This window comes from Aliidongia sp. (assembly GCF_035943795.1).
GTDB lineage: Bacteria > Pseudomonadota > Alphaproteobacteria > ATCC43930 > CGMCC-115725 > Aliidongia.
This window is the reverse complement of record NZ_DASZBY010000116.1, coordinates 50,887-76,132: the sequence shown is the minus strand read 5'-3', so window position 1 is coordinate 76,132 and position 25,246 is coordinate 50,887. Positions and strand designations below refer to the sequence as shown.

The window sequence follows — 25,246 nt, the reverse complement described above, 5'->3', positions numbered from 1 at the left end:
GGCCAATCTCATGTATTCGCTGCGGGATAAATACGCGATCGCGGGCATCGGCTGGACGCAGTTCTCGAAGAACTCCGGCCGCACGGTGCGCAGCCTCGCCTCGGAGGCCAGCCTCGCGGCGATCGGCGACGCCGGCCTGAAGGTCGGCGACGTCGACGGCTTCGTCAGCTTCAACTTCAATGATTCCGTGCCGTCCATCTCGGTCGCGACCGAGATCGGCGTGCCGAACGTCCGCTATGCCAATGATTTCCTGAGCGGCGGCAATGCCGCCAACATGATCGTGCTGACGGCGGCGGCGGTGATCGAGGCCGGCCTGGCCAAGACCGTGGTGTGCTATCGCGCGATGAACGGCCGGTCCGGATTCCGGCTGGGCGGCGGCCGGGAACTGTCGGCCCAGGGCATCACGCAATTCACCGCACCCTTCGGCTGGATCACCTATCCCCAGGCGATGGCCATGTGGTGCCGCCGCCACATGATCGAGTACGGCACGACCGCCGAGCAGCTGGGCGAGATCGCGGTCACGTTCCGCGGCAACGCGATCGACAATCCGCGCGCCATGCAGCGCGAGGCGATCACCCTCGACGACTACATGGCCTCGCGCATGATCGTCGATCCGTTCCGCATGCTCGATATCTGCCTGGAAACCGACGGGGCCTGCGCGGTCGTGGTCACCACGGCCGAGCGTGCGCGCGACCTGAAGCACAAGCCGGTCTACATTGCCGGCGGCGCCTATGGTGGCGGCCCGAACCAGGGTGAGGACCTGTTCGACGCGATCCGCTGGCCGGACCATTCGCACAATTACGCGAAATACATCGCCGACGACCTGTGGAAGAGCGCGGGCATGGGCCCGGCCGACATCGACATGGCGCAGATCTACGATTGCTTCACCTATAGCGTGCTGATGCAGCTCGAGGGGTTGGGCTTCTGCAAGGATGGCGAAGGCGGGTCGTTCATCGGCGGCGGCCGCATCGCCCGCACCGGTGCCCTGCCGCTCAACACCCACGGCGGCCTGCTGTCGGAAGGCTACATCCACGGGCTGAACCACGTGCTGGAAGCGGTCCAGCAGCTGCGCGGCGACGCCGGTCTGCGGCAGGTCCCCGACGTGGAGACCTGCCTGACCACCGCCGGCGCGATGACGTGCGGCAGCGCGATGGTTTTGAGGAACTGACCATGACCTACGCAAAGCCCCTGCCGGTGCCCGACGTCGAGACCCGGCCGTTCTGGGAAGGCTGCCGCGAGGGCAAGCTGCTGCTGCAGCGGTGCGGCAGCTGCGGCCACACGCGCTTTCCGCCGACGCATTTCTGCCCGAACTGCCAGTCGGACCAGCAGACCTGGGTCGAGAGCAGCGGCCGCGGCCGCGTGTTCAGCTGGATCGTCGTGCGCCACCCCGTCCCGCGCGACGTCTATGCCGGCGACGTGCCCTATGTCGTGGCGCTGGTGGCGCTGGAGGAAGGTGTGCGCATCGCCACCAACATCGTCGGCTGCACGCCGGAAGAGGTGACGGCGGACATGCCGGTCAAGGTCACGTTCCGGCAGGCGACGCCGGAGATCTCCCTGCCGCTGTTCGAGCCGTCATGACGACCGCCGGTGCGCAGGGCATGAGGCAGGGCGACGATCCCCGGCAGGTTCCGTTCCTGGAATCGGCACGGCTCGCCAGCCTCGCCGCCCTGTCCCGGACCGAACTCGAAGCACTGCAGTTGCAGAAGCTGCGTCGGCAGCTGCAGCGCCTGTACCGGACCAGTACCTATTACCGCCGGCGCATGGACGAGGGACGGATCGACCCGGAGGCACTGACCTCGCTCGACCAGTTCTTCGAGCATTTCCCGCTGTCGACCAAAGGCGCCTTCCTGGCCGACCAGACGGAGCATCCGCCGTTCGGCGAACGGCTCGGCATCGCCCGCGAAGCGGTGGCGCTCGTCAACATGACCGGCGGCACGTCGGGTCAGGGGCAGGAGATCTACGGGCGCAGCCAGCACGACGTGCACATGCAGGGCTACATGCATGCCCTGCCCTGGTTCCTGGCCGGCCTGCGCGCCGGCGACCTCGCGATCAACTGCGTGCCGGCCGGCGGCCTGACCACCGGTGGCTGGGGACCGGGCGAAGGCCTGCGCATCATCGGCGCCACCGCATTCCACGTCGGCGGCTCGACCTCGACCGAGGCGAAGATCGACCTGATGCTGAAGATCGGCGAGGTCAATTTCATCTATGCCTCGACGAACTATCTCCACACTTTGACCGAAGCCCTGGTGCGCCGCGGCCTGGAGCCGGCCCGCGCGTTCCCGACCTTGCGGACCCTGTTCATCGCGGCCGAAGGCTATCCGATCGAATGGGCCCAGCGGATCGAGGCGCTGTGGGGCTGCCGGCTGCAGGAAGGCTACGGCAGCACGCAATGCGCCGGCTTCGGCGCCTCGACCTGTGCCGATGGCGCCCTGTCGGCGAGCGGCGGCCGCGGGCTGATGTCGCTGTTCGAGTGGGAAACCCTGTGCGAAGTGCTGGACCCGGTCACCCTGAAGCCGGTCGCCTCGGGCGAGATGGGCGAGCTGGTGGTGACGAACCTGTCGATCGAGGGCTCTCCGGTCATCCGCTTCCGCACCGGCGACGCGGTGCGCTTCGTGTCCCATCGCGACGCGGCTTCGGGACGCGCCTGGAATGCCATAGAGTGCGGCACGATCGGCCGGTTCGACGACATGATGAAGATCCGCGGCAACAACGTCTGGCCCTCGGCGATCGATGCCGCCGTATTCTCCCACGGCGAGATCGTCGAGTATGCCGGGCGGGTCTACACGAGCGCCGACGGCAAGACCGAGGTCGAGGTTCGGCTGGCCCTGTCGGAAGCCATCGCATCGAGCGGTCCGGAAGCCTGCAGCCGGCTGGTCGAGGCGGTCCGGACCTCGATCAAGGAACGCACGAACGTCTGGATGACGGCGGTTCTCTGCGCCCGCAGCGAATTGCCGGAGTTCAGTTACAAGGCTCGCCGCTGGAAGGACGAGCGCCAACAAGGCTATCGCCTATAGGGAGGCGTCTTTTGAGGACCGCCCATCTCGCACCGGACCCGTCCGAGCGCGACCATCAGATCCTGACGCGCATGCTGTCGGATGCCGAAAGCCTGTGCCGCTCGCAGGATGCCCTGCTGGTCGGGCAATATTGCCATCTGCGCGGCCGCATCGCGGCGCTGATCGACCTGGTGGCGCCGATCGGCGCCGGCGAGGCGCGCTCGTGAGCCGTCTCGCCGGCAAGGTCGCTCTCGTCACCGGAGCCGGGTCCGGCATCGGCCGCGCGGTCGCCGAGCGCTTCGCGGCCGAGGGCGCCAAGGTGGTGATCGCCGACATCGCCGAGGACCGCGGCCGGGCGGTGGCGGAGGCGATCGGAGCAGCGGCGGCCTTCATCCGCTGCGACCATACGGCCAGCGACCAGAACGCGCGCGCCGTCGAATTCGCCGTCGAGCGGTTCGGCGGCCTCGACATCGTCCATAACAATGCCGGCGGCCCGTTCACCGGGCCGTTCGAGGATGTCGACGACGAGACGCTGGAGCGCGTGCTGCGCGTCAACCTGTTCGGCGTCATGCAGATGGCCCGCGCTGCCCTGCCGGCGCTGCGCGACAGTGCCAGGCGCAATCCCGCCGGTGCGGCGCTGCTGTTCACCTCGTCGCTGCAAGGCTTGAAGGCGAAGCCGAATTTCAGCCTCTACACCGTGGCCAAGCACGGCATCGTCGGCCTGGTCCGCAGCCTGGCGCTGGAGCTGGCGCCGCAGAACATCCGGGTCAATGCGTTGTGCCCGACGGTGATCGAGACGCCGATGCTGCAGGCGTTCCTGCCCGGCATGGCGGCCGATCGCGAGGAGGCGCTGCAGCGGTTCCGCGCGACCATCCCGCTGGCCCGCATGCCGGAGCCGGAAGACGTGGCCAGTGCCGCGCTGTTTCTCGTGTCCGACGAAGCCCGCATGATCACCGGCGTCGCCCTGCCGGTCGACGGCGGCCAGATGGCGATGTGATGAGGATGAGCCCCAGCCCTTCGTTCAGCCTGGAAGGCCGCGTCGCCGTCGTCACCGGCGGCGGCGGCGGGATCGGCAGTGCCGCCGCCGTGGCCCTCGCCGAGGCCGGCGCCGATATCGCGGTCGTCGGCCGCAACGTCGCGAAGCTGGAGCAGACCGCGGCCGCGATCCGCCAGGCCGGCCGCCGGGCGCTCGTGGTCGAGGCCTCCGTCACCGAGGAGGCGTCCGTCGACGCCGCGCGCGACGCGGTCGTCGCCGAATTCGGCACGGTCGACATCCTGTTCAACAATGCCGGCGTCACCTCGCCAAAGCTGCTGGCCGACTTGCCGCTCGACGAATGGCGCTCGATCCTCGACGTCAATCTGACCGGCGCCTTCCTGTGCTCGCGCGCCTTCGCCCGGCCGATGATCGCGCAGCGCCACGGCCGCATCGTCAACATGGGATCGATCCTGTCCGGGCGCGGCATGGCGACCCGGACCGCCTATTGCGCGTCGAAGGCGGGACTGGCGAATTTCGGCGCGGCACTCGCCTTCGAGCTGGGACCCCACGGCATCACGGTCAACACGATCGGCGCCACGGTCATCGTCACCGACCTCAACCGCGACCTGATCCGCACCCAGCCGCATCTCTATGACCGGGTGCTGGCCCGCTCGGCACTCGGCCGCCTGGGCGAGGTCGGGGACGTGACCGGGGTGCTCGTCTTCCTCGCCTCGCCAGCCGCCGGCTTCGTCACGGGTCAGACCCTGTACGTCGACGGCGGCTACACGGCAGGATAAGGGGGCGGGCACATGCTGATCCAGGTGCTGAACGGCGTCGTCTATGGCGGATTGCTGTATCTGCTCGCCGTCGGGCTCGTGCTGATCTTCGGCCTGCGCCAAGTGGTCAATTTCGCCCATGGCGCCCTGTTCATGACCGGCGCCTATGTCGGCTATTCCGTCGCCGCCGCGGGCTATTGGTGGGGCGGGCTGCTGGTCGCGGTGGTAGCGATGGCCGTGGCCGGCTGCGTCCTGGATGCGACCCTGTTCCGGGCGCTGCGCAAGCAGGATCACATCGTCACCGTGCTCGTGACCTTCGGGTTGCTGCTGATCCTCGAGACCCTGGTGACGGTGGTCTGGGGCAAGGCGTACCTGCGCTATCCCATGCCGGACCTGCTGTCGGGCACCATCGAGATCGCCGGATCGCCGTTCCCGGTCTACCGCCTGTTCGTCATCGCCGTCAGCATCCTGGTCGCCCTGTCCCTGACGGCGTGGCTGCGCTTCAGCCGGATCGGCCTCTATGTGCGCGCCGCGAGCGCGGATGCCCGGATCACCTCGATCCAGGGCATCAACGTCGACCGGCTGAGCCTGATCGTCGTCGGCCTGGGCACGGCGCTCGCCGGCCTGTCCGGCGTGGTCGCAGGGCCGCTGCTGACCCTGTCGCCGACCATGGGCAACTACATCCTGATCGATTCTTTCGTGGTCGTGGTCGTCGGCGGCATGGGCAGCTTCGGCGGCGCGTTCGTGGCCGCCATCCTGATCGGCCAGATCCATAATTTCGGGGCGATCTACCTGCCCTGGGCCTCGACCATGCTGCCGTTGCTGCTGATGGTCGGCGTGCTGATCTGGCGCCCGACCGGCCTCGGGGGGGCGCGTTCGTGACGATCGCCGCCGACACCATCGCGCCGCGCGCCAAACCTCGGCGCGGCATCCCGCTGTTGCCGCTGCTGCTGGGTGCCGTCGCCCTGATCGTCGGCTTCGCGCTGCCCTGGATCGCCCCGTCGAAGGTCGCGATGTCGCTGATGGCGCAATCTTTGTTCGACGCGCTGCTGGCGACCAGCGTCGGCTTCCTGATCCGCCAGAACGGCCGGATCAGCTTTGGCCAGGCGGCGTTCTTCGGGTTGGGTGGCTATGTCTTCGCCATCCTGATCGCCCGTTCGCTGGTGACGCCGGAGCTGGCTTTCGTCCTGGCCCTCGCCGTCCCGACCCTGGTCGCCTTCCTGTTCGGGCTGGTCGTGGCCCGGGTGACCGGTGTCGCCCATGCGATGCTCACGCTCGCCATCGGCCAGGCGCTCTACGAGGTGGCCTTCCGCTGGCGCGAGCTGGCCAAGGGCGACGACGGCATGTCGTTCAACCTGCCCGCCCGCCTGTTCGGCCTGCCGACGCGCGGCCTGCAGGACCCGGCCGTCATGGTCGTGCTCGCCTGGTCCATCCTGGTCGTGGCCCTGGTCGGCCTGACGCTGTTCTCGGCCAGCCGCACCGGCCAGATCGCGGCCGCGATCCGCGACAACGAGGAACGGGCGCGCTTCATCGGCCTGTCCACGACCGTGCCGCGCGCGCTGGTCTATGCGATCGCCGCCTTCATCGCGGCCATCGCCGGCATTCTGCAGGCGAGCTACAACGGCTATATCGCCCCGCAGATGCTGCACTGGAGCCTGTCCGGCTCGGCCCTGGTCATGGCCATCGTCGGCGGCGCCAAATTCATCGTCGGCCCGGCGATCGGCGCCATTGTGCTGTTCTACATCAAGGACCTGGCCGGCCAGTTCGCGGAATATTGGCCGGCCATCGTCGGCACGGTGCTGGTCTTCGTCACCCTGACCATGCCGGAGGGCATCGTCGGCCTGGCGAGCAGCCTCATCGGATTGCGGCGGCGATGAAGGGGCTCGCGATCGAAGGCATCGGGCTCACCCGCCGGTTCGGCGGGTTTACCGCACTCGACGGCGTCGACATCGCGGTGCGCCAGGGCGAGATCCGCGGCCTGATCGGGCCGAACGGGGCCGGCAAGTCGACCTTGATCGACGTGCTGTCGGGCCGGGCGAAGCATCCCGGCGGCCGGGTCCTGCTGAACGGCATGGACATCAGCGGCCTCAGCCCGCAGCAACGGCGCAAGCGCGGCATGGCCCGTTCGTTCCAGCGGACGAACATCTTCCCCGACCTGTCGGTCGAGCAGCAGTTGCGCATCGCCTCATGGGCGGTCGCGGACGCCGACATCGACGAGGTGATGGACGAACTGGACCTGCGCGCGCACGCCGACCGGCCGGCGGCGGAGATCAGCTATGGCGACCAGCGGCGGCTCGACCTGGCTCTGGCCCTCGTCGGCCGGCCCAGCGTGCTGCTGCTCGACGAGCCGGCGGCCGGGCTGACGATGGAGGAATCCCTCGGCCTCGCCCGCATCCTGCGCGACCTCGCGAACCGCTGGGGCGTGACGGTGCTGCTGGTCGAGCACGACATGCAGGTCGTGTTCTCGATCTGCGACCGGATCACCGTGCTGCATCTCGGCCGATCGCTCAGCGAAGGCAGTTGTGCGGAAATCCGCGCCAACCCGACGGTGATCGCCGCGTACCTGGGCACGGAGGCGTGATGTCGCTGCTCGCGTTCCACGACGTACACGCGCTCTACGGCCAGGCCCGGATCCTGAATGGCGTGAGCTTCGAGGTCGGCGGCGGCGAGCGGGTGGCGCTGGTCGGCCGCAACGGCGTCGGCAAGACCACGGTGGTGAACACGCTGTGCGGCGGCACCCGCGTGGCCCAGGGCCGGGTCGAGATGCGCGGCCGGACGGTGAAGGATCTGCGCGGCTATACCCCGGCGCAGAACGGCATCGCCGTGGTCCTGCAGGGCCGCGGCATCCTGCCGAACCTGACCGTCGAGGAAAACCTGCTGCTGGGCTCGGCCACCGCCCGGCGTGGCGCCTGGACCCTGGCGAAGATCCACGAGCTGTTCCCGATCCTGCGCGAGCGCCGGATGAATCCGGGCTCGGCATTGAGCGGCGGGCAGCAGCAGATGCTGGCGATCGGGCGCGCGCTGATGGCGAACCCCGACCTGCTGATCCTGGACGAGCCGAGCGAGGGCCTGGCGCCCGTCATCGTCGATGACCTGGCCGCCCTGCTGGTCCGGCTGGGCGAGGACGGCATGGGCATCCTGCTGATCGAACAGAACGTCAGCCTGATCCACCGGGTGGCCGAACGGTTCTACGTCCTGTCCAAGGGCGCGGTCGCCGAAAGCGGCTCTCTGCGCGACGTCAGCCGCGATGCCCTGCAGGGGCACATCGCGATCTGAGCCATACGACGAGATCGACACACGATCGATCCGCATCATCCGCCCGACGGGCGGGAACAGGGGAGGAGCACAATGCCTAGGTCGATCCATGCTTTCACCGCGGCGGCCGGGAGCGCGATGCTTGCCGCCATGCTGGCGACGTCGGCCTTCGCGGCGGATCCGCTGCGCATCGGCGTGCCGACCGATCTGTCGGGTCCCTACGCGACGCTCGGCGAGGAGGTGATGCGCGCCGTCCGCTTCGCGACGGACGAGGCGAACGCCCAGCACGGCATCGCCGGCCACATGGTCGAGTTCAAATCCTACGACACCGAGGCGAAGCCGGACCTGGCCCGCCGCCAGTCCGAAAAGCTGGTGTCGGAAGGCTACACCATCCTGACCGGCACGATCGCGTCCGGCGAAGGCCTCGCCATCGCGCCGTTGATGGATCGCTGGGGTTCGATCTACATCTCGACCATCAACAAGGCGGACGAGCTGACCGGTGCCAACTGCGTGCCGCGCGTGTTCCGGGTCAACACCCAGTCGGCGATGGATGCGGCGACCGTGAAGCCCTGGCTGGCCCAACGGAAGGAAAAGAAGTGGGCGGTCGTCGCCGCCGACATCGCATGGGGCCGCGGCTCGGGCGATCTGTTCGACAAAGCCGCCAAGGGCATGGGCAAGGAGATGGTCGCCGACCTCTACACGCCAGCCGACGTGAACGACTTCGCGCCCTATATCGAGCAGATCAAGAAAAGCGGCGCCGAAGGCGTCTGGGTCGTGCTCGCCGGCCGCGACGCGATCAACTTCGCCCAGCAGGCGAAGCAGTTCGGGCTGACCAGTTCGGTGACGGTCGCCGGCGTCAGCTTCACCACCGACGGCACGGTCAAGACGCTGGGCGACGCGGCGCAGGGCATCTACGGCATCATCAACTACAGTTCGACCCTGGACACGCCCGAGAACAAGACGTTCGTGAAGGCCTGGACCGCGAAATACAACACGCCGCCGACCAATTTCGAGGGCGAGACCTATCTGGGCATGCAGGTGCTGTTCCAGGCGGTGAAAACGGCAAACAGCGTGAAGCCGGACGACGTCGCCAAGGCGATGTCCGGCGGCGAGTTCGACACCATCATGGGCAAGCTGAAGCTGCGCGCCGAAGACCACCAGTTGCTGAAGCCGAACTATTTCGGCGTGGTCGAGAAGGTCGACGGCGTGCTGCGCCCGGTGGTCAAGACGACGGTCAGCGCCGCCGACGTGGCCCCGGCGGTGACGTGCAAGATGCCCGGCTGACGGCAGACCGGCGCCCGGCCCCTGATGGGACCGGGCATCGGTCGGTTCAGCCCTGCGCCGCCTGCCAGCCGAGATCGGCGAGCGGCCCTGCCAGCGAGCCCACCTCGAGCGCGTTGGGGGCACTGGCGTTCCCGGCGAGCGCACGCGCATAGACGCCCTGGGCGATCGAGGCGAAGCGGAAGAACGCGAAGGCCAGGAAGAACGGATAATTCTCGATACGCGCGCGGCCGGCGCTCCGGGCGTAGTCGGCGAGATAATCGGCCTCGGATGGAATGCCGAGCGCCGCGAGGTCGCGGCCCTTGAGGCCGCCCAGGCTCGGCGTCGCCGGATCCAGGTGCCAGATCATGCAATTATAGGCCACGTCGGCGAACGGATGACCGATCGTCGCCAGTTCCCAGTCGAGCACGCCCAGCACCCGCGGCTCCGTCGGGTGGAACATCAGGTTTTCCAGGCGGAAGTCGCCGTGTGCGATGGTCGTCGCCTCGTCGGCCGGCATGTGCGCCGGCAGCCAGCGGATCAACGCGTCCATCGCCGGGATCTCCTGGGTCTTGGCCGCCTCGTACTGGCGCGTCCAGAGCGCGATCTGCCGGGTGAGGTACCCGGTCGGCTTGCCGAACCCTTCGAGCCCGACCGCTCGCCAGTCGACCGCATGCAGGCGTGCCATCACGTCGCTCATGGCGCCGTAGATCGCGCGCCGTTCTCCGGCCGTCATGTCCGGCAGCGCCGGGTCGCGAAACACGCGGCCCTCGGCGAAATCCATCAGGTAGAACGCCGTGCCGATCACGGAAGGATCCTCGCACAGCAGCTTGGTACCGATGATCGGCACCAAGCTGTCGCGCAGCGCATGCATGACGCGGTATTCCCGTTCGATCATATGCGCGGACGGCAGCAACTGGCCCGGCGGCTTTTTGCGCAGCACGTAACGGCCCTGCTCGGTCTCGATCAGGAACGTCGGGTTGGACTGGCCGCCGCGAAATTGCCGGGCCCTAACCGCACCCGAGAAGCCCTCCAGATGCTGCGTCAGATACTCGGCAAGCCGAGCGGTATCGAACGCATGTCCGGCCCGGACCTCGGTAACTTCGGCGCCACTGCTCAAGAACGGTCTCCCTGATCGATCGAAATATTCCGCCCGCCCTGCGGAACCGGCCCGTGAACTGTTCAACTGTCGGACAGAAAATTCAAGTGTCGATCGCCAGATCAGCTTCGGCGGAAGCGCGTGTCCAGCAGCATCAGGCCGCCGTTCATGGTCAGCGCGAAGATGCTGATCAACACGGTGACCGCCATCATGGTCGAGGTGTCGTTGACGCCCATGCTGTTCATGATCATGAAACCGAGCCCGCGCTGAGAGGCGAACATCTCGCCGATCATCACGCCCAGCAGGGTGATCGAAAAGCTGATGCGCAGGCCCGACACCATTTCCGGCAAGGTCGCCGGCAGGACGACCGTACACAGGTACTGCACCCGCGTCAGGTGCATCACCTGGCTGGTCCGGCGCAGCGACGGGTTCATCGACAGGATGGCGTTCATGGTGATGAGGATCATCGGGATCATGCCGTAGATCGCGCCGAACGCGACCTTGGCCGCGAGGCCGATGCCGAAGAACAGCAGGATGACGGGATAGAGCGTCACCTTCGGCATCGCATAGAACGCGATCAGCAGCGGCGCCAGCACATCGGATGCGGCCTTGCTGACCCCCAGCGCCATGCCGACCAGCGCGCCCACGACGCAAGACAGGCCGAGCGACAGCGCCAGCGCGCGCATGGTCTCCGCCACGTTCGCCCAGAAATCGTCCTGGGTCAGCAGAATACCAAGCCGGCGGAAGCTGGTGAGCGGCGAGGCGACCGCCTCCTGCCCGACCCGCAGGAATACGATTTCCCAGACCACGAGAATGACGAGGATGCAGGCCGCGAGGCCCAGCCAGCGGCCGGCGGTGCCCACCTCGTCGGCGGCACGCGCCACAGCACCCGCCCGCGCGCGGTACTGCACCCGCTGCTCGGCGGCATGCAGGACCAGGGTCAGGATCGAGACGGACACCAGGACGAAGACCAGCAAGGCGTACATCGTCCGGTCGTCGAAATTATTGTAGGAAAACGCGATGCCGTAGCCGAGCCCGTTGTTGGACAGGATGAATTCCGACCCGATGACGCCGGTGATGGCATAGCCGAAGGCCAGCTTGACGCCGGTGAAGACATAGGGTGCCGCCCCCGGCAACTGGATCAGCAGCGCTTGCCTGAGGCGGTCCATCCGATAGGTCTGGGCCAGTTTCAGGAAGATGCGCGGCACCCGGTCGAGGCCGGTCAAGGTGCCGGTGATCATCGCCATGACGGCATAGAGGAAGCCCATGAAGATGATCGGCAGCGCATTCATGCCGAGCAGCACGATGAACAGCGGGTAGAGCACGAAGAACGGCAGGGCGTAATAGCTGGCGATCATCGGCTCGATCGCGCGCCGGGTGCGTGGCAGCCGGTGCAGCACGACGCCGATCGCGAAGCCGACGATAACGGCGGAGACGAACGAGACGAGGATGTTGCCCGCGGTGAACGAGGCCTGCGACCAGAAATCCTCGGTCCGCATCAGCGCCGCCAAGGTGGCGGCCATTTCCGTCGGCGGCACCAGGGTGTGCCGGCTGACCCAGCCGAAGCGGCACGCCGCCTCGCACATCACCACCAAACCCGTGACGATCCCGATCCGCTGCAGCCCCGAACGCGTCATGGCGCCACGTGTTCCGCCCGGGACATGGCCTTCATCGACTCGCCACGCAGCTTTTCCCACAAGTAGCTGGTGACCCGGCCGAAGGCCAGGTCGGCGGCGATCTCGCTCGTCCGGTCGCGCGACCAGCCGGTTTCCACGATCTCGATGAAGCGGCCGGGTCGCGACGACATGATGCCGACCCGGTCGGACAGCATCGCCGCCTCGTCGAGCGCGTGAGTGATCAGCAGCACGGTGGCGCCGGTTTCGCGCCATAGGCGCAGCAGCTCGTCGCCCATCAGCAGGCGGGTCTGCTGGTCGAGCGCACCGAACGGCTCGTCCAGCAGGATCAGCCGCGGCCGCAGCACGAGCGTGCGCGCGATGCACACCCGCTGGCGCATGCCGCCCGACAGCTGGGTCGGATAGGCGGAAGCGAAATCCTTCAGGCCCATGAATTCGATCGCATGTTCGACCCGGCCCGCCAATTCCGGCCCGCGCATGCCGCTGCGCTTCAGGCCGAAGCCGATGTTGTCGCGCACGGTCAGCCAGGGAAACGAGGAATCCTCCTGGAACACGACACCCACGCCGTCGGGCACCGTGCCGGCGACCGGCTTGCCCTCGAAGGTGATCGAACCCGCGCTGGGCATGCCCAGGCCGGCCAGCACGTCGAGCATCGTCGACTTGCCGCAGCCGGACGGCCCGACGATCGAGAAGAACTCGCCGCGGCGCAGGTCGAGGTCGATCGGCCCCAGCGCATGCACCCCGCCGTCGTAGATCCGCGAGACGCCCGCCATGCGCGCATGGATTTCCGCCGGCGCGGCCGACAGCGGCACGGCGGCACTCATCGGCATGCCCCGGATGGGGGCGCGGTTTGGATCCGGAATTTCGAACCGTCGCGCATTTCCGCCCTCGTCGCGCTCGGCCGGCGCGGTCTCCGACGAGAGACGGCCGATCCGGCCGCAGCTTGTTGCCGCGGCTCGCTGCTTTCTCCCACGACCCTGCGGGACGCACGGCACCCCGTCCAGGACACCTTCTGCACCCCCCTATATAATTTTAGCTTGCCCGGCGGCGCCCCGCTCGTCAGCCTGCGGAACGAGCATCGGAACCGGTCGAAAGGAGCGTCGCCGCATGCGCAGTCGTCAGCTGGAATGCTTCATCCGGGTTTGCGAACTCGGCAGCATTACCAAGGCCGCGGCGACCCTGAACATCGCGCAACCGGCACTCGGCATCCAGATCAAGGCGCTGGAGCGCGAGTTCGGCGTGCAGCTGCTCGACCGCAACATCCTGGGCACCACGCCGACCGCCGCCGGGCTGACCTTTCTTACCGAAGCGAAATTCATCCTGCGCCGCCTGCAGGACCTGAAACGGACCTTGCGGGAGCAGGTCGAGGGCTCCCCGCAGCTCATCACGCTCGGCATCTCGCCGAGCCTGTCGTCGATCCTGGCGACGCGGCTGCTGGAAAAGCTGCGCGCGACCATGCCGCGCGTGACCGTGACCGTGGTCGAGGAACTGAGCCACGTGCTGAACGACCAGATCGAAGCGGGCGAGCTCGACCTGGGCCTGATCTACAACGCTCCGCCCAATCACGCCTATACCCAGGAGCCGCTGCTGCGCGAGATCCTGGACCTGGTGACGAGCACCGGATCGCCGTACGACCTGGTCGAGCCGATCCGCCTGCGCGACCTGGCCGACGTGGAGCTGACCATGCCGAGCGGGCGCGACGTGCTGCGCCGGCTGATCGAGGACGAGATGAATGCCGCCGGCCTGTCACCGCGCATCACCTTCCCGATCAATTCCATGCCGGCGATGAAGGCGGTCATCGCCCGCGGCCTGGCCTGCGGCATCCTGCCGGCATCGGCCGTCGCGACCGAGGTCGAGGCCGGGACCCTGAAGGTGCGCAAGATCGTCGAGCCCTCGCTCTGGCGAACGCTGTACCTGATCCGGCCCAAGACCGGCGAACCGCCCGATGCCGTGAACGGCATCGCCGGCGTGATCAAAGGCCTGCTGCACGAGCTGTGCGCAGAGCAGCCGACATTCGAGCCGGTCGCCGGCTGATCAGAGCGCCTCGGCGGCCCAGCGCGCGCCCTGGCGAAGCAGGCGCCGGTGCATCGGCTGCTCGAGCGACGCCCGGTCGTGGCCCAAGAGATCGACCACGACTCGGCCCTGCCCGGCCCGGCGCGTCCAGGCAACCGGCCAGGACCCGGCACCGGCATCGGCGGTCAGCAGCGGCTCGACGTCTTCATCCATGTCGAGATTGCCATAGACCTCGTCGCGCAGTTCGAACGACACGACGCCCTCGGCTACCGCGTGGGCCTTTCCGGTCGGATCGACCGCGACGGGCCCGAACGGTGGATGGGCGGAGCGGCCCCAGATCCATTCGGCGCCGAGCAGGCGGTGCCAGCCTGGCCAATCGTCGAAGCAGATCACCGCGGTATGGAGCGCCAGCAGGCCACCGCCGGCCTCGACGAAGCGGGTCAGGGCCTGCCGTCCCGCATCGGACAGGCTGAATGCCCATTGCTCGCGATGGGGTGCATATTTCTCGCCGATCAGCATACGCCAGCGCAGCGCATAGACCGTGACCAGGTCGAACCCATCGAGCCCGGCCAGCCCCTGCTCGATATCCTCGGTGACGGTCGAGACGATGCCGTCCGCCGCCAGGATGTCGGCGAGCGCGGCCGAGGCGTCGGCGAAGGGGTGGCCGATGCCGCCGGTCAGGATCAGGTTGCGCATGGCTAGGCGCGGACCGTCGGCGCCTTGCGCGGCATCTGCAGTTTCAGGCTGAACGAGACGCCGCCATCGACCATCAGGTGCTGGCCCATGATGTAGCGCGCCTTGTCCGACGCCAGGAACAGCACGGCGTCGGCCACGTCGCCCGCCGTGCCGATGCCGCCGGCCGGCACCGTCGAACCCCGGGTCTCGCGGACGGCAGGATCGGCGTAGATCGGTGCCGACATGCCGGCATCGATGAAGCCCGGCCCGACCGCATTGACCCGTACGCCGCGGGGCCCGAGCGACAGCGCCAGATGCTGAGTCAGGGTGACCAGCGCCGCCTTGGATGCCGGATAGGCACCGGCATCCGGGCTGGGGGCCAACGCGTTCAGGGACGTGATGTTGATGATGACGCCGCTGCCGCGCGCGACCATGCGCCGCCCGACGGCCCGGCTGACGATATAGGTGCCGACCAGATTGACATCGACCACCCGGCGGAAGTCCTCGACGCTCTGCTCCAGGATATCGCCGAACCGGACGATGCCGGCATTGTTGACCAGGATATCCGGCGCGTCACCGAAGGTGGCGACGATCTCGGCGACCGCTTCATCGATCCGATGCTCGTCGGTGACGTCGGCCGCGATGCCGAGCGCGCCCGGGATGCGGCGCGCCTGCGCCTCGACGGTCGCGGCATCGCTGTCCAGCAGCACGACGCGGCAGCCGTCTTCCGCCATCCGGCCGGCGATGGCTGCGCCCAACCCGCCGCCGGCCCCGGTTATCAGTGCGATCCTGCTCATGAATGGTTCCTCGGGTCGTCAGGCCGCCTTGGGGTTCTTGACGAAGAACGTCTTCGCCTCCGGCTGGAAATAGCAGCGCTCTTCCTTGTAGAAGCCGCTCGCCACGGTGATGGCGTAGGTGTCGTCCTCGATCGCCATGAAGGTATGGATGTCGGCCGGCGGGGCGATGACCGAGGAATCGCCGGGCTTCAGGACCCGATCCTCGACGATCTTGAGATCGGCATGGCCCTCGACGGAGCGATCGTCGATCCGCTCGTAGACCGTATGCTTCACGGCACCGCGATAGACGAACATGCTCTCCCAATTGCCGTGGTCGTGCGGTGGGATGACCTTGCCCTTGGCCAGCGGATAGATCAGCAGCGACAGGTCGCCGTCGTAATAGAGGTACCAGGACATCGCGACATGGTTGCCCGGCCGCGGCACGCCGATCGACAGCAGGTCGGACCGCGCCAGCAGCGCCTGGAACGCCGGGTCGATCGCGGCGCTGATCGCGTCCGGATCGTTCCCGAAGCGCTGGACCGCCTCGATGACGGCGGTGGCGCAGGCACGGACGGCACGGCCGGTTTCCACCGGATCGGCGATGGGACCACTCATTTCCGGGACCTCCCCCTATCAAGCCTCAAGTCTGCGCGGCGGCGGCGACCCGACGGGCGGCCGCGACCGCCCGGGCGACGCGCTCCCTTGCCGGCACGGTGCGGGCCAGGGTCTCGGTCGGGATTTCCAGCGCCAGCGGAATGTTCGCCGGCAGAGCGCGCAGCAGGCCGACCAGATCGATGCCGCCTTCGCCCGGAAACAGCCGCTCCTTGACCGCGGTATGCAGCAACGCCGCCTTGTCGGGTGCCCATTCGGCGGGCGCGTCGCACAAATGCATATAGGCGAACCAGGCCGGCGGCATGTCGGCGAGTTCTTCGAACCGGCCGCCCGACCGGTCGAAATGCAGTGCGTCGAGGGCGATACCCAGGTTCGGCCGCCCGACACGACGCACCATATCGGCCGCGTCCGTGACGCTGGCAATGGCCATCCACGGCACGAATTCCAGCTGCACCATCATGGCGTGCTCGGCCGCGAGGTCGCAGAGTTCGGCCAACCGGTCCGACAGGCGGTTGCGATCGGGATCGTCGGCCGTGGCGAGCGCATGGCGGGCGCCGAAGGCCGATGCGACCTCGAAGAATGGACGGAACTTCGAAACGACGGTCGCCGGGGTCAGCCGCGCGGTATTGGCATCGAGCACGGTCACGCCGGTGTCCTTCAGTCGGCCGAGCGTCATGCGGCGCAGGACTGGGTCCGTCATGACCGGCGGCTGCTCGCCGTCCGGCTGCCCGCCCAATAGGCGCAGGCCGACATGGTCGCAGCCGCAGGCCGCCGCCACATCGACCGTCTTCGGCGGATCGAGCTCGGGAACCGTGTAGTAGGACAGCGACAACGGGTTCATCGCTTCCGGCGCAACAGGCGGCGCGCGTTATCCGCCCAGATCGGCGGGACCGGACCGTGGTCGCCGTCGTCCGGCTGGTCCCAGCCGGCGAAATTGGTGCCGTACACCAGCCGGTCCCGGCCGACGACCTGGGTCAGCAGCGCCAGCGCCCGGTCGTCGTTCAGGTGCGTGTCGTACCAGAGCCGGGTCAGCGCCTGTTCGAACGCGCCGTCCTTCTTCATCGCCTCGGTCGCCCACGGGCGCTTCTGGCTGGCCCAGGCGAGGCGCCCCGCCTGGAACGCGACGTTGCCGCCGCCATGGCTGATCCAGACGTCGAGCTTCGGATGACGGTCGAGCACGCCGCCGAAGATCAGGGTCGCGACCGCGATGGTCTCCTGCGCCGCAAAGCCGACCACCACGTCGAGGTCGAACCGCTTCAGGCTGGGATCGCCCGGCGGACCGTCGATGCCGGCCGGCGCCGGATGCAGGAATAAAGGCACGTCGAGCGCCACGAACGCCTCGTAGAGCGGGTCGAACTGCTCGCTGTGCAGCGGCAGGGCGAATTCCGTGCCGACCGCGGCACCCCAAAGCCCCAGATCGCCGACCGCGCGCTGCAACTCGTCTTTCGCGGCCACCGGATCCTGCATCGGCAGGGCGGCAAGGCCACCCAGCTTGTCGGGATATTCGCGCACCAGGGCCGCGACGCCGTCGTTGTAGCGACGGCAGAACGACAGGGCGGACGCGGTGTCGATGTGGTGGAAATAGGTGAGCGGGCTCGGCGACAGCACCTGGAAATCGATGCCGGCCTTGGCCATGCGCTCCAGCCGGATCACCGGGTCGGTGAACGGGCTGTTCTTGTGCTTGACGCCGACGATCCTGTAATTGCCGACCCGGTACCAGGGGCGGCCCTGATCGTCGATACCGTTTTCCGGCCCATGGATGCCCGCAGCGCCGTCGGTGGCGGCGAGGCGGACATGGGCATGGACGTCGATGCAGGAAGCGGTGGCGATGCCAGCCATTCGCGGACTCCTCCCCGGGCCTGGCGCGTGGCCCTGGCCTCCTGATTTCTTCTGCGCGGACCCGCATGATCCGGCGGACGGACCCATAGGACGGCAGCCGTCCAGACCCGTCCAGGACACGTTCTGCACCACCCAATGCCGAAATTGTCTGGCGCGCCCGGGAACCATGCCCCAGACAATTTCTGCCTGGGACGGTAATAAACATGTGCTATGCACGACCGCCCCGCTGCCCCGTACTCAGGAATGCCGACCGCTCGAACGGTCGCACCTGGGCGCTCGAAAAGCGGGGAGGAACCATGTCGGCCGCGCAGTTCAACCTGTCTCCGGTTTCCGAGGTCATGGGAGCCGCCATCGTCGGCGAGGATCTCTCGCGGCCGCTGACCCCCGCCATCATCGCGCAGACGCGCCAGGCCTTTCTCGACCATCACGTGCTGGTGTTCCGCGACCAGCACATGAGCCCGGAGAACATCCATGATCTGGCGTCGATCTTCGGCGACGTCGAACAGCACAAGGTGCGGCAGGAAGACGGATCGCGCTGGGATGCGGTCCATCGCATCACCAACCTCGACGATGCGGGCAACCCGGTCGAGAAGCCGTTCTTCAGCTCGACCTATTTCTGGCACACCGACAAATCCTTCCTGAAGACGCCGGCACTCCTGACCATGCTGCATGCGGTCGAGCTGCCGCCGAACGGCGGTGACACGCAATTCGCCGACATGACCAAGGCCTACGATGCTCTGCCCGATGCGACCAAGCGGCGGATCGAGGGTTTGAAGGCCGTCCAGAGCCTGGAGTTCATGCGCCGCTATACCGGCAGCGCACCCGCGAGCGAGGACGACATCGCGGCGGCCCCTTCGATCGTCCATCCGCTGGTGCGTACCCATCCCGAGACCGGCCGCAAGAGCCTCTACATCGGCATGTATTGCTCGCACATCGAGGGCATGCCGGAGGACGAGGGGCGTGCGCTGCTGGAGGAACTGCTGGTTCACGCGACGTCGGACCGGTTCGTCTACAGCCATGCCTGGAAGGACGGCGACCTGGTGTTCTGGGACAATCGCTGCCTGCTGCATCGGGCCGTCGCGAACTACGAAATGGGCAAATACCGGCGCGTGCTGATGCGCGTCGTGGTCAAGGGCTCGCGGCCGCAATGACCGCCCGGGCGCGGAGCGCATCATGACGGAACGGCAGGATCGGCTCGCGGTCATCATCGGCGGCGGCAACGGCATCGGCGAGACCACGGCCGCCCTGATGGCGGAGCGCGGCTGGCGCATCGCGATCTGCGACCAGGATGCCGAGGCAGCGAGCCGGGTGGCAGGCCTGTGGGCCGGCCATGGCTTCGCGCTGGACATCGGCAATGTCGAGGCGGTCGACGCGGTCGCGGCCGAGATCGAGCAGACGCTGGGAGCGGTCACGGCCCTCGTGGTCACCGCCGCCGTGTTCCAGGACGTGCTGCCGCCGGCGCAATTGCCGATGGCGGTGTGGGAACGCACGCTCCGGATCAACCTGACCGGCACCTACCTGGCGAACCGGGCGTTCGGCACGCGCATGGCCGAGCAGGGTTGGGGCAGCATCGTCAACATCTCTTCGATCGCGGCACTGGGCTCGTTCCCGGTCCATGCCTATGCGTCCAGCAAGACGGCGGTGCTGAGCCTGACCCAGGGATTGGCCGGGGAATGGGGCCGGTCCGGGGTGCGGGTCAATTCGATCTCGCCCGGATCGACCCTGGTGCCCCGGGTGGCCCGGCGGATCGAGTCCGGCCGCTATGCCGCCCATCCGGGCGATTTCACCGCCCTCGGCCGCGCCGTGGAGCCGAACGAGGTGGCCGAGGCGATCGAGTTCCTGGCATCCGAGCGCGCGTCGGCGATCACCGGCATCAACCTGATCGTGGATGCCGGCTGGCAGGTCGCCTCGACCTGGGCACAATATGGCGGCGTCCGCCCCTCCTCGAAGCGGGCCGACCCCGCACAAGGGGGCTGATCGCATGCGTGTCGGCATGAACGGGCGCGCAAGACGCCCCCTCGATAACGAAGGCCGGCATGGCCAACCAGGAGGAAAAGATGGACCTTACGCGGCGCAGCGTCATCGGCATGGGACTGGGTGCCATCGGCGGGGTGATGTTCTCCCGCCGCGCCTCGGCCGCCTTTTCCCTGGAAATCATGGCGCCCTATTACAAATCGCTGCCGACCATGGCGCCGATCGCGGTCGCGCTGGAACTGGGCCTCTACGCCAAGCATGGCGTCGACGTGACCGGCGTGATCACGTCGGTCGGCGGCGGCACGGGCCTGCGCAACATGCTGGGCGCCAATTTGGGCTATGCCGAGATGGGCACGGCCAGCGTGCTGGCCGGTTTCAAGGCCGGCATCGACGTGCGGATCGTCCATGACAGCGTCAATACCAGCGAGGACATCGTCTGGGTGACCATGCCCGACAGCGGCATCACGTCGATCAAGGACCTCGCCGGCAAGAAGGTCGGCATCAGCTCGCCACGATCGACCAGCGAGACCTTGGCGAAGATGGCCGAGGAAGCGGCCGGCATGGGCGGGCAAATGAAGCTGATCGCCGTGGGCCAGATCGGCTCCGGCCTGTCGGCGATGGAGAATGGCGGGCTCGATTCCATGTTCATCATGGAGCCGCTGTTCACCGAACGGTCCGGCAAATACCGCGTCGTCTTCACCCAGGAAGGCCTGCCGCGCATGTCCCAGGACGTGGGCATCGCGACCCAGGATTTCATGAAGCAGCATCCCGAGGAACTGCGCGGCATCATCGCCGGCCGGCGCGACGCGGTCGATTTCATCTACGCCAACCTGGACGAGGCCGCGAAGATCACGTCCAAGCGCTACGGCGACACCCTGCCGGCCGATGCCGCGACCGTGGTCATGCGTCACCTTGCCGGCCTCAAATACTGGAGCCGCGGCAACATCGACCAGCCGAGCGTCGAGAACGTCGTCAACGGCCTGATCCGCCAGGGCCAGTGGGAAGGTCCGGTCGAGTGGGACAAGATCATCGACCGGCAGTTCCTGCCGAAGGATCTGCAGACCTGAACGAGGGCCGGACGGTCCGGCCGCCGATCTCGCCCAAGAAGGGAGCCCCGGTTCCGACCGGGCTTTTCATGCGGAAACCCGAAATCTTCCGGCTTGACGCAGACTTTCCGACGGCGCAACATAAATAGAATACAGTGTATTCATATGGAATACTAATGGCCGTTCGCTCCCTTTCCTCCACCTTGAAAACGCTCGCAGTCTGCGACGTCATCGCCGCGTCGCCCAAGCCGATGCGGCTGATGGAGGTCGTGAAGGTGATCGGCGACCAGCGCGCCGCGGTCTATCAGCGGCTGCGCACGCTGATGGAAGCGGGCCTGCTGGAGCAGACGGCGGACGGCGCCTATCGTCTGGCCCTGCGCTTCCAATTCTATGCGGTGCGGGCACTCGAACAGGCGAACCTGGGGGAACGGACCACCGAACTGCTGCAGGCGGTCGTGGAAGAGAGCGACGAGACGGCGACGATTTCGGTGCTGGACGGCTATCACGCCGTGATCATCAACCGGGTCGAATCCCGCCAGGTCCTGCGGGCCGACCTGCGCGTCGGCGCCCGGATGGCCCTGGGCGGCAGCGCGTCCGGCGCGGTGCTCGTCGCGTTCGGGTCGACCGAGATGCGCGACCGGCTGCGCGAGCAGGGCATCGAATTGCCCGACGACGACGCCCTCGCCGAAGTCCGGGCCCGCGGCTATGCGATCTTCGCCCCGGTCGATCCCCAATTCGTCGCGGCGGTCGCCGCCCCGGTGTTCGACGCGGCGACCCAATGCATCGCCGTGGTCGCGATCTCCGGCCCGACCACGCGCTTCGATCATGCGCGCTGCGGCCCGATCGCGGTCGCCGCGGCACGCCGCTTCAGCGCCCAGTTTGGAAACGTCTGACATGATGGGCCTTTCGACCCTCGACCTCGGCGAGACCGGCCGCATCCGGCCGCAGGCCCTGATGCGGTCTTCGTCCGACCTGATGCGCCCGGAAAAGCTGGCGGCGATCCAGCCGTCCCGGGTCAGTGCGTCGCGCTCGCTGATCGCCCGCGCCGCGCGGCAACGTTGGCAGATCCGGTGCGAGGAATTCACGATCGACGAGCGCGGCCGCGGCACGGCGCGCTATGCGATCGACGCCGGCGGCTGGCGCTTCACCTTTCCGGTGTTCTCCTTCGAGCCGTCGTCGCGCGAGCGCACCGGCCGGATCATCGGCCGGGCCTGGGACATGATGGGCGCGCTCGTCGAAGGTCCGATGTCTCCGACCGAGGTCGAGCAGCTGCGGGCTGAATTGCCGAAGCTGTACGAGGGCCGCGCCACGACGCAAACCCTGACCTGGTCCCGTTCCAACCGGTCGGGCCGGCTGTTCGACCTCGCGACCGACCATCTGGCGGCAGGCCGCCAGCCGCCGGTCGAGGAGCTGGGCCGCACCTGCTACCTGATGCGCAACACCGGCATCGACGGCAACGGCACGTTCGGCACCAAGAGCTTCCTGGCCTACGAGGCCGACCACCCGCTGCGCGCCTCGCTGCAGGCGCAGATGCTGACGGCCTACATGATGCGCGTGTTCGCCGGCGACCTGGTCCAGCACCTGGCGCGGCTGAAGGGTGGGCCGCAGACGGTCGAGATGGCGGGCGAGCTCGGCCGGTTCCTGGGTGTCGGCAACGGGTCGGCCCTGGGGCTGATGTTCTTCGTCAACAACCATCCGCGCCTGATCGACCGCTGGCTGACCATCCGGGAAGAGGCGGTGGCCCATGGCAAGCTCGTGCCGGTCGATCCCGACGCGGCTCCGCTGCACCTGCTGGCGACCCTGCTGGACAAGGCGGTCCTCGCCCGCCGGCAGGACCGCGCCGAATATGAATCCTTCGCGCCCAGCAGCATCGTCGCCGACGACCTGGCGCAGATCCGCCGGGAACTGGCATCGCTGATCCAGCGGGTGCAGGCCGGCTGCGCGGACCGGACGCCGCTCGTCGAATTCACCCAGTCGCTCGACGGCCGCGTCCATCCGGAGGCGTTCGAGACCCTGCTGTCGCTGATGATCGAGCTGGTGCCGGAGATCGCCGACGGGCTCGCGGACGGACTGGTCATCGACGAGGAACTGGTCGGCCGACCGGAGATGACAGTCGGCCGCCTGCGCGACCTGCTGCGGGCCGACTATCGCTGGGCGTTCGATCTCGACCTCACCTCCGAACGCGCCCAGCGTTACGTCTGGTACAAGTCGCGTACCGCCGAGGAGCCCCGGCGCGGGCCGCGCGAGGAGATCGGCGAGGCGCACAATCTCGGCCTCGACCTGCCGCGCCTGGTGGTGGCGCTCGACCGCGACCTGGCCGCGACACCGGCCATCACCAGCGTCGCCCGCTTCCTGGTCGCCCATCCGCTGCACCGCCTGATCGTCACGCGGGTGCAGGCGCTGGCCGGCCTGCCGTTCCACTCGCCCCATGCCGACATCATGAGCGAGGATTTCATGCCGGCGCAGATCACCCGGCTGCTCAACGTCGGCATTCACGGCATCGACAAGGCCCGCGACTACCTGAACCGCAACTTGCGCGGCGTGCTGTACCACGGCGCGCCCACCCCCGACGATTTCGCCGCCGGCACCGTCGACCCGCACTGGTTCTACCCGCCGGAGCCGACGTCATGACCACCGACCTGCTGATCCTGTCGCTGCGGGAGACCCGCCTCATCCTGGAACGGCTGGTCCAGGCGGCCGGGGCGCCGCCGGGCCTGCTGCCGTCGGTCCGCGATTGCGCACTCTATTCCGCCATCCTGCCCGGCGACGGGTTCGCCGGCATCGCCGCCCAACTGGAGCGGTTGGGTGCCAACAAGCCGGCGCCGCTGCGGATCGTGGCGGAACAGCCGATGATGACCGTCGATTGCGGGAACCAGCACGCCTGGCTCGTCGCCGACGGCCTGCTCGACCTGGCGGTCGACCAGTCGCGCCGGACGGGACAGGCCGACGTGAAGGCGCTCCATCTGGTGGCGCCCGAGGAACTGCGCATCGTCGCAGGCCTGGCCGAGCGCTATGGCCTGGAGGCGACCGCCGCCCCGGACGGGGACGGCGTGCTGATCCGGATCTCCCCGCGCCCGGTCGCGCGCCTCAGCCTGCTCGACAAGCTGCGGTTCGACGGGGTCCCCGTGTCGGCCGCCACCTGGTGGCCGCTCTACGAGGCCTCCCACGCCGCACTCGCACCCGATTCCTTCGAAAGCCGGCGCCATGCCGGCACGGTCCGCGTCGAAGCCGATGGCCGCATCGTCGGCCGGCCCGACGAGGACGAGACCGACCTCTCCATGCTCGCCGCGGATCCGACCCGGCTGCGCCGCGCCCCTGTTTCCTCCGTCTCGTAAAGGAACCTCACGATGCTGATCGACGGCTTGCAATGTGGCTTTTTCGACCGAGGCGTGTTCGAGGACCTGAAGGCCGGCGGCTTCACCTGCGTGACGCCGACCTTGGGCTTTTGGGAAGGTGCCATCGAATCCTTCGATGCCGTCGCCAAGTGGCGTGACATGGTCCGGGCGAACGAGGACATCGTCACCATCGTGCGCACCGCCGACGACATCCTGGCGGCCGAGCGCGCCGGCAAGGTGGCGCTGTTGCTGGGCTACCAGAACACCAACCTGCTGGACGGCCGCGTCCGCTATGTCGGGCTGTTCGCCGACCTGGGCGTGCGCGTGCTGCAGCTGACCTACAACAACCAGAACGAACTGGGCTCGAGTTGCTACGAGGCGGTCGATCCCGGCCTCGCCCGGTTCGGCCGCGAGGTCGTGCGCGAGATGAACCAGTGCGGCATGCTGGTCGACCTGTCCCATGTCGGCGACAAGACCACGCTGGACGCGATCGAATGGTCGCTAAAGCCGGTCGCGATCACCCATGCCAACCCGGCCTCCGTGTTTCCGCACAAGCGCAACAAGAGCGATGCCATCATCAAGGCATTGGCCGAGAAGGGCGGTGTGATCGGCTGTGCCGCCTATCGCAACATCACGCCGGAGCCGGCGTGCGACAGCGTCGATGCCTGGGCGCAGATGGTGGCCCAGACGGTCGAGATCGCCGGCATCGACCATGTCGGCCTCGGCACCGATTTCAGCCATCATTCCAGCCAGGAATATCTGGATTGGATGCGCTCGGGACGCTGGACCCGCTCGATCCAGTACGGCGCCGGATCGGCCGCGAAGCCCGGCCCCAGCGAGAAGCCCGCGTGGCTGAAGAAGATCAGCGGCCTCGCCCTGGTCGGCCCGGCGCTGGCCAAGGTCGGCTTCAATGCCGACGAGGTCGAGCAGATCACGTCCGGCAACTGGCTGCGGCTCTATCGCGCGGTCATGGGCTGAGGGAG

At 68.0% G+C, this 25,246-nt stretch carries 27 protein-coding genes; 19 read left to right on the top strand and 8 right to left on the bottom strand.

Annotation, left to right across the window (positions count from 1 at the left end):
* Positions 1-10: 10 nt before the first annotated feature.
* From VGV37_RS22860 to VGV37_RS22810, 11 genes are all read left to right on the top strand, one after another.
* Positions 11-1,168 (top strand): thiolase C-terminal domain-containing protein, encoded by a 1,158-nt coding sequence (locus VGV37_RS22860; protein ID WP_326882082.1) that lies wholly within the window; start codon positions 11-13, stop codon positions 1,166-1,168.
* A gap of 2 nt (positions 1,169-1,170) precedes the next feature.
* Positions 1,171-1,578: a Zn-ribbon domain-containing OB-fold protein gene (locus VGV37_RS22855; protein WP_326882081.1), complete on the top strand. Its 408-nt coding sequence runs from the start codon at positions 1,171-1,173 to the stop codon at positions 1,576-1,578.
* Complete coding sequence (locus VGV37_RS22850; protein ID WP_326882080.1) at positions 1,575-3,014, top strand: phenylacetate--CoA ligase family protein; 1,440 nt, start codon at positions 1,575-1,577, stop codon at positions 3,012-3,014. The genes VGV37_RS22855 and VGV37_RS22850 overlap by 4 nt, the downstream gene beginning before the upstream one ends.
* An 11-nt stretch (positions 3,015-3,025) precedes the next feature.
* The gene (locus VGV37_RS22845; RefSeq protein WP_326882079.1) at positions 3,026-3,220 is read left to right on the top strand and encodes a hypothetical protein; all 195 of its coding nucleotides are present in this window, start codon (positions 3,026-3,028) and stop codon (positions 3,218-3,220) included.
* Positions 3,217-3,990, top strand: coding sequence for an SDR family oxidoreductase (locus VGV37_RS22840; RefSeq protein ID WP_326882078.1), 774 nt, complete (start codon positions 3,217-3,219; stop codon positions 3,988-3,990). Before VGV37_RS22845 ends, VGV37_RS22840 begins: the two co-directional genes overlap by 4 nt.
* Before the next feature lie 5 nt (positions 3,991-3,995).
* The gene (locus tag VGV37_RS22835) at positions 3,996-4,766 is read left to right on the top strand and encodes a glucose 1-dehydrogenase (RefSeq protein WP_326882077.1); all 771 of its coding nucleotides are present in this window, start codon (positions 3,996-3,998) and stop codon (positions 4,764-4,766) included.
* A 12-nt stretch (positions 4,767-4,778) separates the two neighbouring features.
* Entirely contained in the window at positions 4,779-5,627 is an 849-nt protein-coding gene (locus VGV37_RS22830) for a branched-chain amino acid ABC transporter permease (protein ID WP_326882076.1), read from the top strand.
* Positions 5,624-6,622: a branched-chain amino acid ABC transporter permease gene (locus VGV37_RS22825; RefSeq protein WP_326882075.1), complete on the top strand. Its 999-nt coding sequence runs from the start codon at positions 5,624-5,626 to the stop codon at positions 6,620-6,622. Before VGV37_RS22830 ends, VGV37_RS22825 begins: the two co-directional genes overlap by 4 nt.
* Positions 6,619-7,326 (top strand): ABC transporter ATP-binding protein, encoded by a 708-nt coding sequence (locus VGV37_RS22820; RefSeq protein WP_326882074.1) that lies wholly within the window; start codon positions 6,619-6,621, stop codon positions 7,324-7,326. Before VGV37_RS22825 ends, VGV37_RS22820 begins: the two co-directional genes overlap by 4 nt.
* On the top strand, positions 7,326-8,021 hold the full coding sequence (locus tag VGV37_RS22815; protein ID WP_326882073.1) for an ABC transporter ATP-binding protein: 696 nt from the start codon (positions 7,326-7,328) through the stop codon (positions 8,019-8,021). Before VGV37_RS22820 ends, VGV37_RS22815 begins: the two co-directional genes overlap by 1 nt.
* A 72-nt stretch (positions 8,022-8,093) precedes the next feature.
* Positions 8,094-9,284 carry an ABC transporter substrate-binding protein gene (locus tag VGV37_RS22810; RefSeq protein WP_326882072.1) on the top strand — a complete coding sequence of 397 codons (1,191 nt, stop codon included), beginning with the start codon at positions 8,094-8,096 and terminating at the stop codon, positions 9,282-9,284.
* Positions 9,285-9,330: 46 nt separating this feature from the next.
* Here VGV37_RS22810 and VGV37_RS22805 read toward each other — a convergent pair whose 3' ends face one another.
* From VGV37_RS22805 to VGV37_RS22795, 3 genes are all read right to left on the bottom strand, one after another.
* Positions 9,331-10,380 carry a phosphotransferase family protein gene (locus VGV37_RS22805; RefSeq protein ID WP_326882071.1) on the bottom strand — a complete coding sequence of 350 codons (1,050 nt, stop codon included), beginning with the start codon at positions 10,378-10,380 and terminating at the stop codon, positions 9,331-9,333.
* 101 nt (positions 10,381-10,481) lie between these two features.
* On the bottom strand, positions 10,482-11,996 hold the full coding sequence (locus VGV37_RS22800) for an ABC transporter permease (protein WP_326882070.1): 1,515 nt from the start codon (positions 11,994-11,996) through the stop codon (positions 10,482-10,484).
* Complete coding sequence (locus VGV37_RS22795) at positions 11,993-12,817, bottom strand: ABC transporter ATP-binding protein (protein ID WP_326882069.1); 825 nt, start codon at positions 12,815-12,817, stop codon at positions 11,993-11,995. The genes VGV37_RS22800 and VGV37_RS22795 overlap by 4 nt, the downstream gene beginning before the upstream one ends.
* A 283-nt stretch (positions 12,818-13,100) precedes the next feature.
* Here VGV37_RS22795 and VGV37_RS22790 point away from each other — a divergent pair, with 283 nt between their 5' ends.
* Entirely contained in the window at positions 13,101-14,027 is a 927-nt protein-coding gene (locus tag VGV37_RS22790) for a LysR family transcriptional regulator (protein WP_326882068.1), read from the top strand.
* Here the strand turns inward: VGV37_RS22790 and VGV37_RS22785 are convergent, their stop codons facing one another.
* From VGV37_RS22785 to VGV37_RS22765, 5 genes are read right to left on the bottom strand one after another with little or no spacing between them, the layout of a single operon-like run.
* Positions 14,028-14,702, bottom strand: coding sequence for a ThuA domain-containing protein (locus tag VGV37_RS22785; RefSeq protein ID WP_326882067.1), 675 nt, complete (start codon positions 14,700-14,702; stop codon positions 14,028-14,030).
* A gap of 2 nt (positions 14,703-14,704) precedes the next feature.
* Positions 14,705-15,478, bottom strand: coding sequence for an SDR family NAD(P)-dependent oxidoreductase (locus VGV37_RS22780; RefSeq protein WP_326882066.1), 774 nt, complete (start codon positions 15,476-15,478; stop codon positions 14,705-14,707).
* Positions 15,479-15,496: 18 nt separating this feature from the next.
* Positions 15,497-16,072, bottom strand: coding sequence for a hypothetical protein (locus VGV37_RS22775; protein WP_326882065.1), 576 nt, complete (start codon positions 16,070-16,072; stop codon positions 15,497-15,499).
* 25 nt (positions 16,073-16,097) lie between these two features.
* Positions 16,098-16,910 carry a sugar phosphate isomerase/epimerase gene (locus VGV37_RS22770; protein ID WP_326882064.1) on the bottom strand — a complete coding sequence of 271 codons (813 nt, stop codon included), beginning with the start codon at positions 16,908-16,910 and terminating at the stop codon, positions 16,098-16,100.
* Positions 16,907-17,908, bottom strand: coding sequence for an amidohydrolase family protein (locus VGV37_RS22765; protein ID WP_326882063.1), 1,002 nt, complete (start codon positions 17,906-17,908; stop codon positions 16,907-16,909). Before VGV37_RS22765 ends, VGV37_RS22770 begins: the two co-directional genes overlap by 4 nt.
* Before the next feature lie 296 nt (positions 17,909-18,204).
* Here VGV37_RS22765 and VGV37_RS22760 point away from each other — a divergent pair, with 296 nt between their 5' ends.
* From VGV37_RS22760 to VGV37_RS22730, 7 genes are all read left to right on the top strand, one after another.
* Positions 18,205-19,059, top strand: a complete 855-nt coding sequence (locus tag VGV37_RS22760; RefSeq protein ID WP_326882062.1) for a TauD/TfdA family dioxygenase — start codon at positions 18,205-18,207, stop codon at positions 19,057-19,059.
* A 22-nt stretch (positions 19,060-19,081) separates the two neighbouring features.
* Positions 19,082-19,885 carry an SDR family oxidoreductase gene (locus tag VGV37_RS22755; protein WP_326882061.1) on the top strand — a complete coding sequence of 268 codons (804 nt, stop codon included), beginning with the start codon at positions 19,082-19,084 and terminating at the stop codon, positions 19,883-19,885.
* 80 nt (positions 19,886-19,965) lie between these two features.
* Positions 19,966-20,949, top strand: coding sequence for an ABC transporter substrate-binding protein (locus VGV37_RS22750; RefSeq protein ID WP_326882060.1), 984 nt, complete (start codon positions 19,966-19,968; stop codon positions 20,947-20,949).
* Positions 20,950-21,104: 155 nt separating this feature from the next.
* Positions 21,105-21,821, top strand: a complete 717-nt coding sequence (locus tag VGV37_RS22745) for an IclR family transcriptional regulator (RefSeq protein WP_326882059.1) — start codon at positions 21,105-21,107, stop codon at positions 21,819-21,821.
* 1 nt (position 21,822) lies between these two features.
* Positions 21,823-23,559, top strand: a complete 1,737-nt coding sequence (locus VGV37_RS22740) for a hypothetical protein (RefSeq protein WP_326882058.1) — start codon at positions 21,823-21,825, stop codon at positions 23,557-23,559.
* Positions 23,556-24,263 carry a hypothetical protein gene (locus VGV37_RS22735; protein WP_326882057.1) on the top strand — a complete coding sequence of 236 codons (708 nt, stop codon included), beginning with the start codon at positions 23,556-23,558 and terminating at the stop codon, positions 24,261-24,263. Before VGV37_RS22740 ends, VGV37_RS22735 begins: the two co-directional genes overlap by 4 nt.
* A gap of 12 nt (positions 24,264-24,275) precedes the next feature.
* Positions 24,276-25,241 (top strand): dipeptidase, encoded by a 966-nt coding sequence (locus VGV37_RS22730; protein ID WP_326882056.1) that lies wholly within the window; start codon positions 24,276-24,278, stop codon positions 25,239-25,241.
* The last annotated feature ends 5 nt before the right edge of the window (positions 25,242-25,246 follow it).

Excerpts from the sequence above, each read along its gene's own strand:
- VGV37_RS22855 (WP_326882081.1), top strand. The coding sequence starts at position 1,171 with ATGACCTACGCAAAGCCCCTGCCGGTGCCCGACGTCGAGACCCGGCCG.
- VGV37_RS22835 (WP_326882077.1), top strand. The coding sequence starts at position 3,996 with ATGAGCCCCAGCCCTTCGTTCAGCCTGGAAGGCCGCGTCGCCGTCGTC.
- VGV37_RS22745 (WP_326882059.1), top strand. The coding sequence starts at position 21,105 with ATGGCCGTTCGCTCCCTTTCCTCCACCTTGAAAACGCTCGCAGTCTGC.
- VGV37_RS22760 (WP_326882062.1), top strand. The coding sequence starts at position 18,205 with ATGTCGGCCGCGCAGTTCAACCTGTCTCCGGTTTCCGAGGTCATGGGA.
- VGV37_RS22775 (WP_326882065.1), bottom strand. The coding sequence starts at position 16,072 with ATGAGTGGTCCCATCGCCGATCCGGTGGAAACCGGCCGTGCCGTCCGT.
- VGV37_RS22785 (WP_326882067.1), bottom strand. The coding sequence starts at position 14,702 with ATGCGCAACCTGATCCTGACCGGCGGCATCGGCCACCCCTTCGCCGAC.
- VGV37_RS22765 (WP_326882063.1), bottom strand. The coding sequence starts at position 17,908 with ATGGCTGGCATCGCCACCGCTTCCTGCATCGACGTCCATGCCCATGTC.
- VGV37_RS22735 (WP_326882057.1), top strand. The coding sequence starts at position 23,556 with ATGACCACCGACCTGCTGATCCTGTCGCTGCGGGAGACCCGCCTCATC.
- VGV37_RS22830 (WP_326882076.1), top strand. The coding sequence starts at position 4,779 with ATGCTGATCCAGGTGCTGAACGGCGTCGTCTATGGCGGATTGCTGTAT.
- VGV37_RS22815 (WP_326882073.1), top strand. The coding sequence starts at position 7,326 with ATGTCGCTGCTCGCGTTCCACGACGTACACGCGCTCTACGGCCAGGCC.
- VGV37_RS22755 (WP_326882061.1), top strand. The coding sequence starts at position 19,082 with ATGACGGAACGGCAGGATCGGCTCGCGGTCATCATCGGCGGCGGCAAC.
- VGV37_RS22850 (WP_326882080.1), top strand. The coding sequence starts at position 1,575 with ATGACGACCGCCGGTGCGCAGGGCATGAGGCAGGGCGACGATCCCCGG.
- VGV37_RS22860 (WP_326882082.1), top strand. The coding sequence starts at position 11 with ATGTATTCGCTGCGGGATAAATACGCGATCGCGGGCATCGGCTGGACG.
- VGV37_RS22790 (WP_326882068.1), top strand. The coding sequence starts at position 13,101 with ATGCGCAGTCGTCAGCTGGAATGCTTCATCCGGGTTTGCGAACTCGGC.
- VGV37_RS22770 (WP_326882064.1), bottom strand. The coding sequence starts at position 16,910 with ATGAACCCGTTGTCGCTGTCCTACTACACGGTTCCCGAGCTCGATCCG.
- VGV37_RS22795 (WP_326882069.1), bottom strand. The coding sequence starts at position 12,817 with ATGAGTGCCGCCGTGCCGCTGTCGGCCGCGCCGGCGGAAATCCATGCG.
- VGV37_RS22730 (WP_326882056.1), top strand. The coding sequence starts at position 24,276 with ATGCTGATCGACGGCTTGCAATGTGGCTTTTTCGACCGAGGCGTGTTC.
- VGV37_RS22740 (WP_326882058.1), top strand. The coding sequence starts at position 21,823 with ATGATGGGCCTTTCGACCCTCGACCTCGGCGAGACCGGCCGCATCCGG.
- VGV37_RS22780 (WP_326882066.1), bottom strand. The coding sequence starts at position 15,478 with ATGAGCAGGATCGCACTGATAACCGGGGCCGGCGGCGGGTTGGGCGCA.
- VGV37_RS22800 (WP_326882070.1), bottom strand. The coding sequence starts at position 11,996 with ATGACGCGTTCGGGGCTGCAGCGGATCGGGATCGTCACGGGTTTGGTG.
- VGV37_RS22750 (WP_326882060.1), top strand. The coding sequence starts at position 19,966 with ATGGACCTTACGCGGCGCAGCGTCATCGGCATGGGACTGGGTGCCATC.
- VGV37_RS22810 (WP_326882072.1), top strand. The coding sequence starts at position 8,094 with ATGCCTAGGTCGATCCATGCTTTCACCGCGGCGGCCGGGAGCGCGATG.
- VGV37_RS22820 (WP_326882074.1), top strand. The coding sequence starts at position 6,619 with ATGAAGGGGCTCGCGATCGAAGGCATCGGGCTCACCCGCCGGTTCGGC.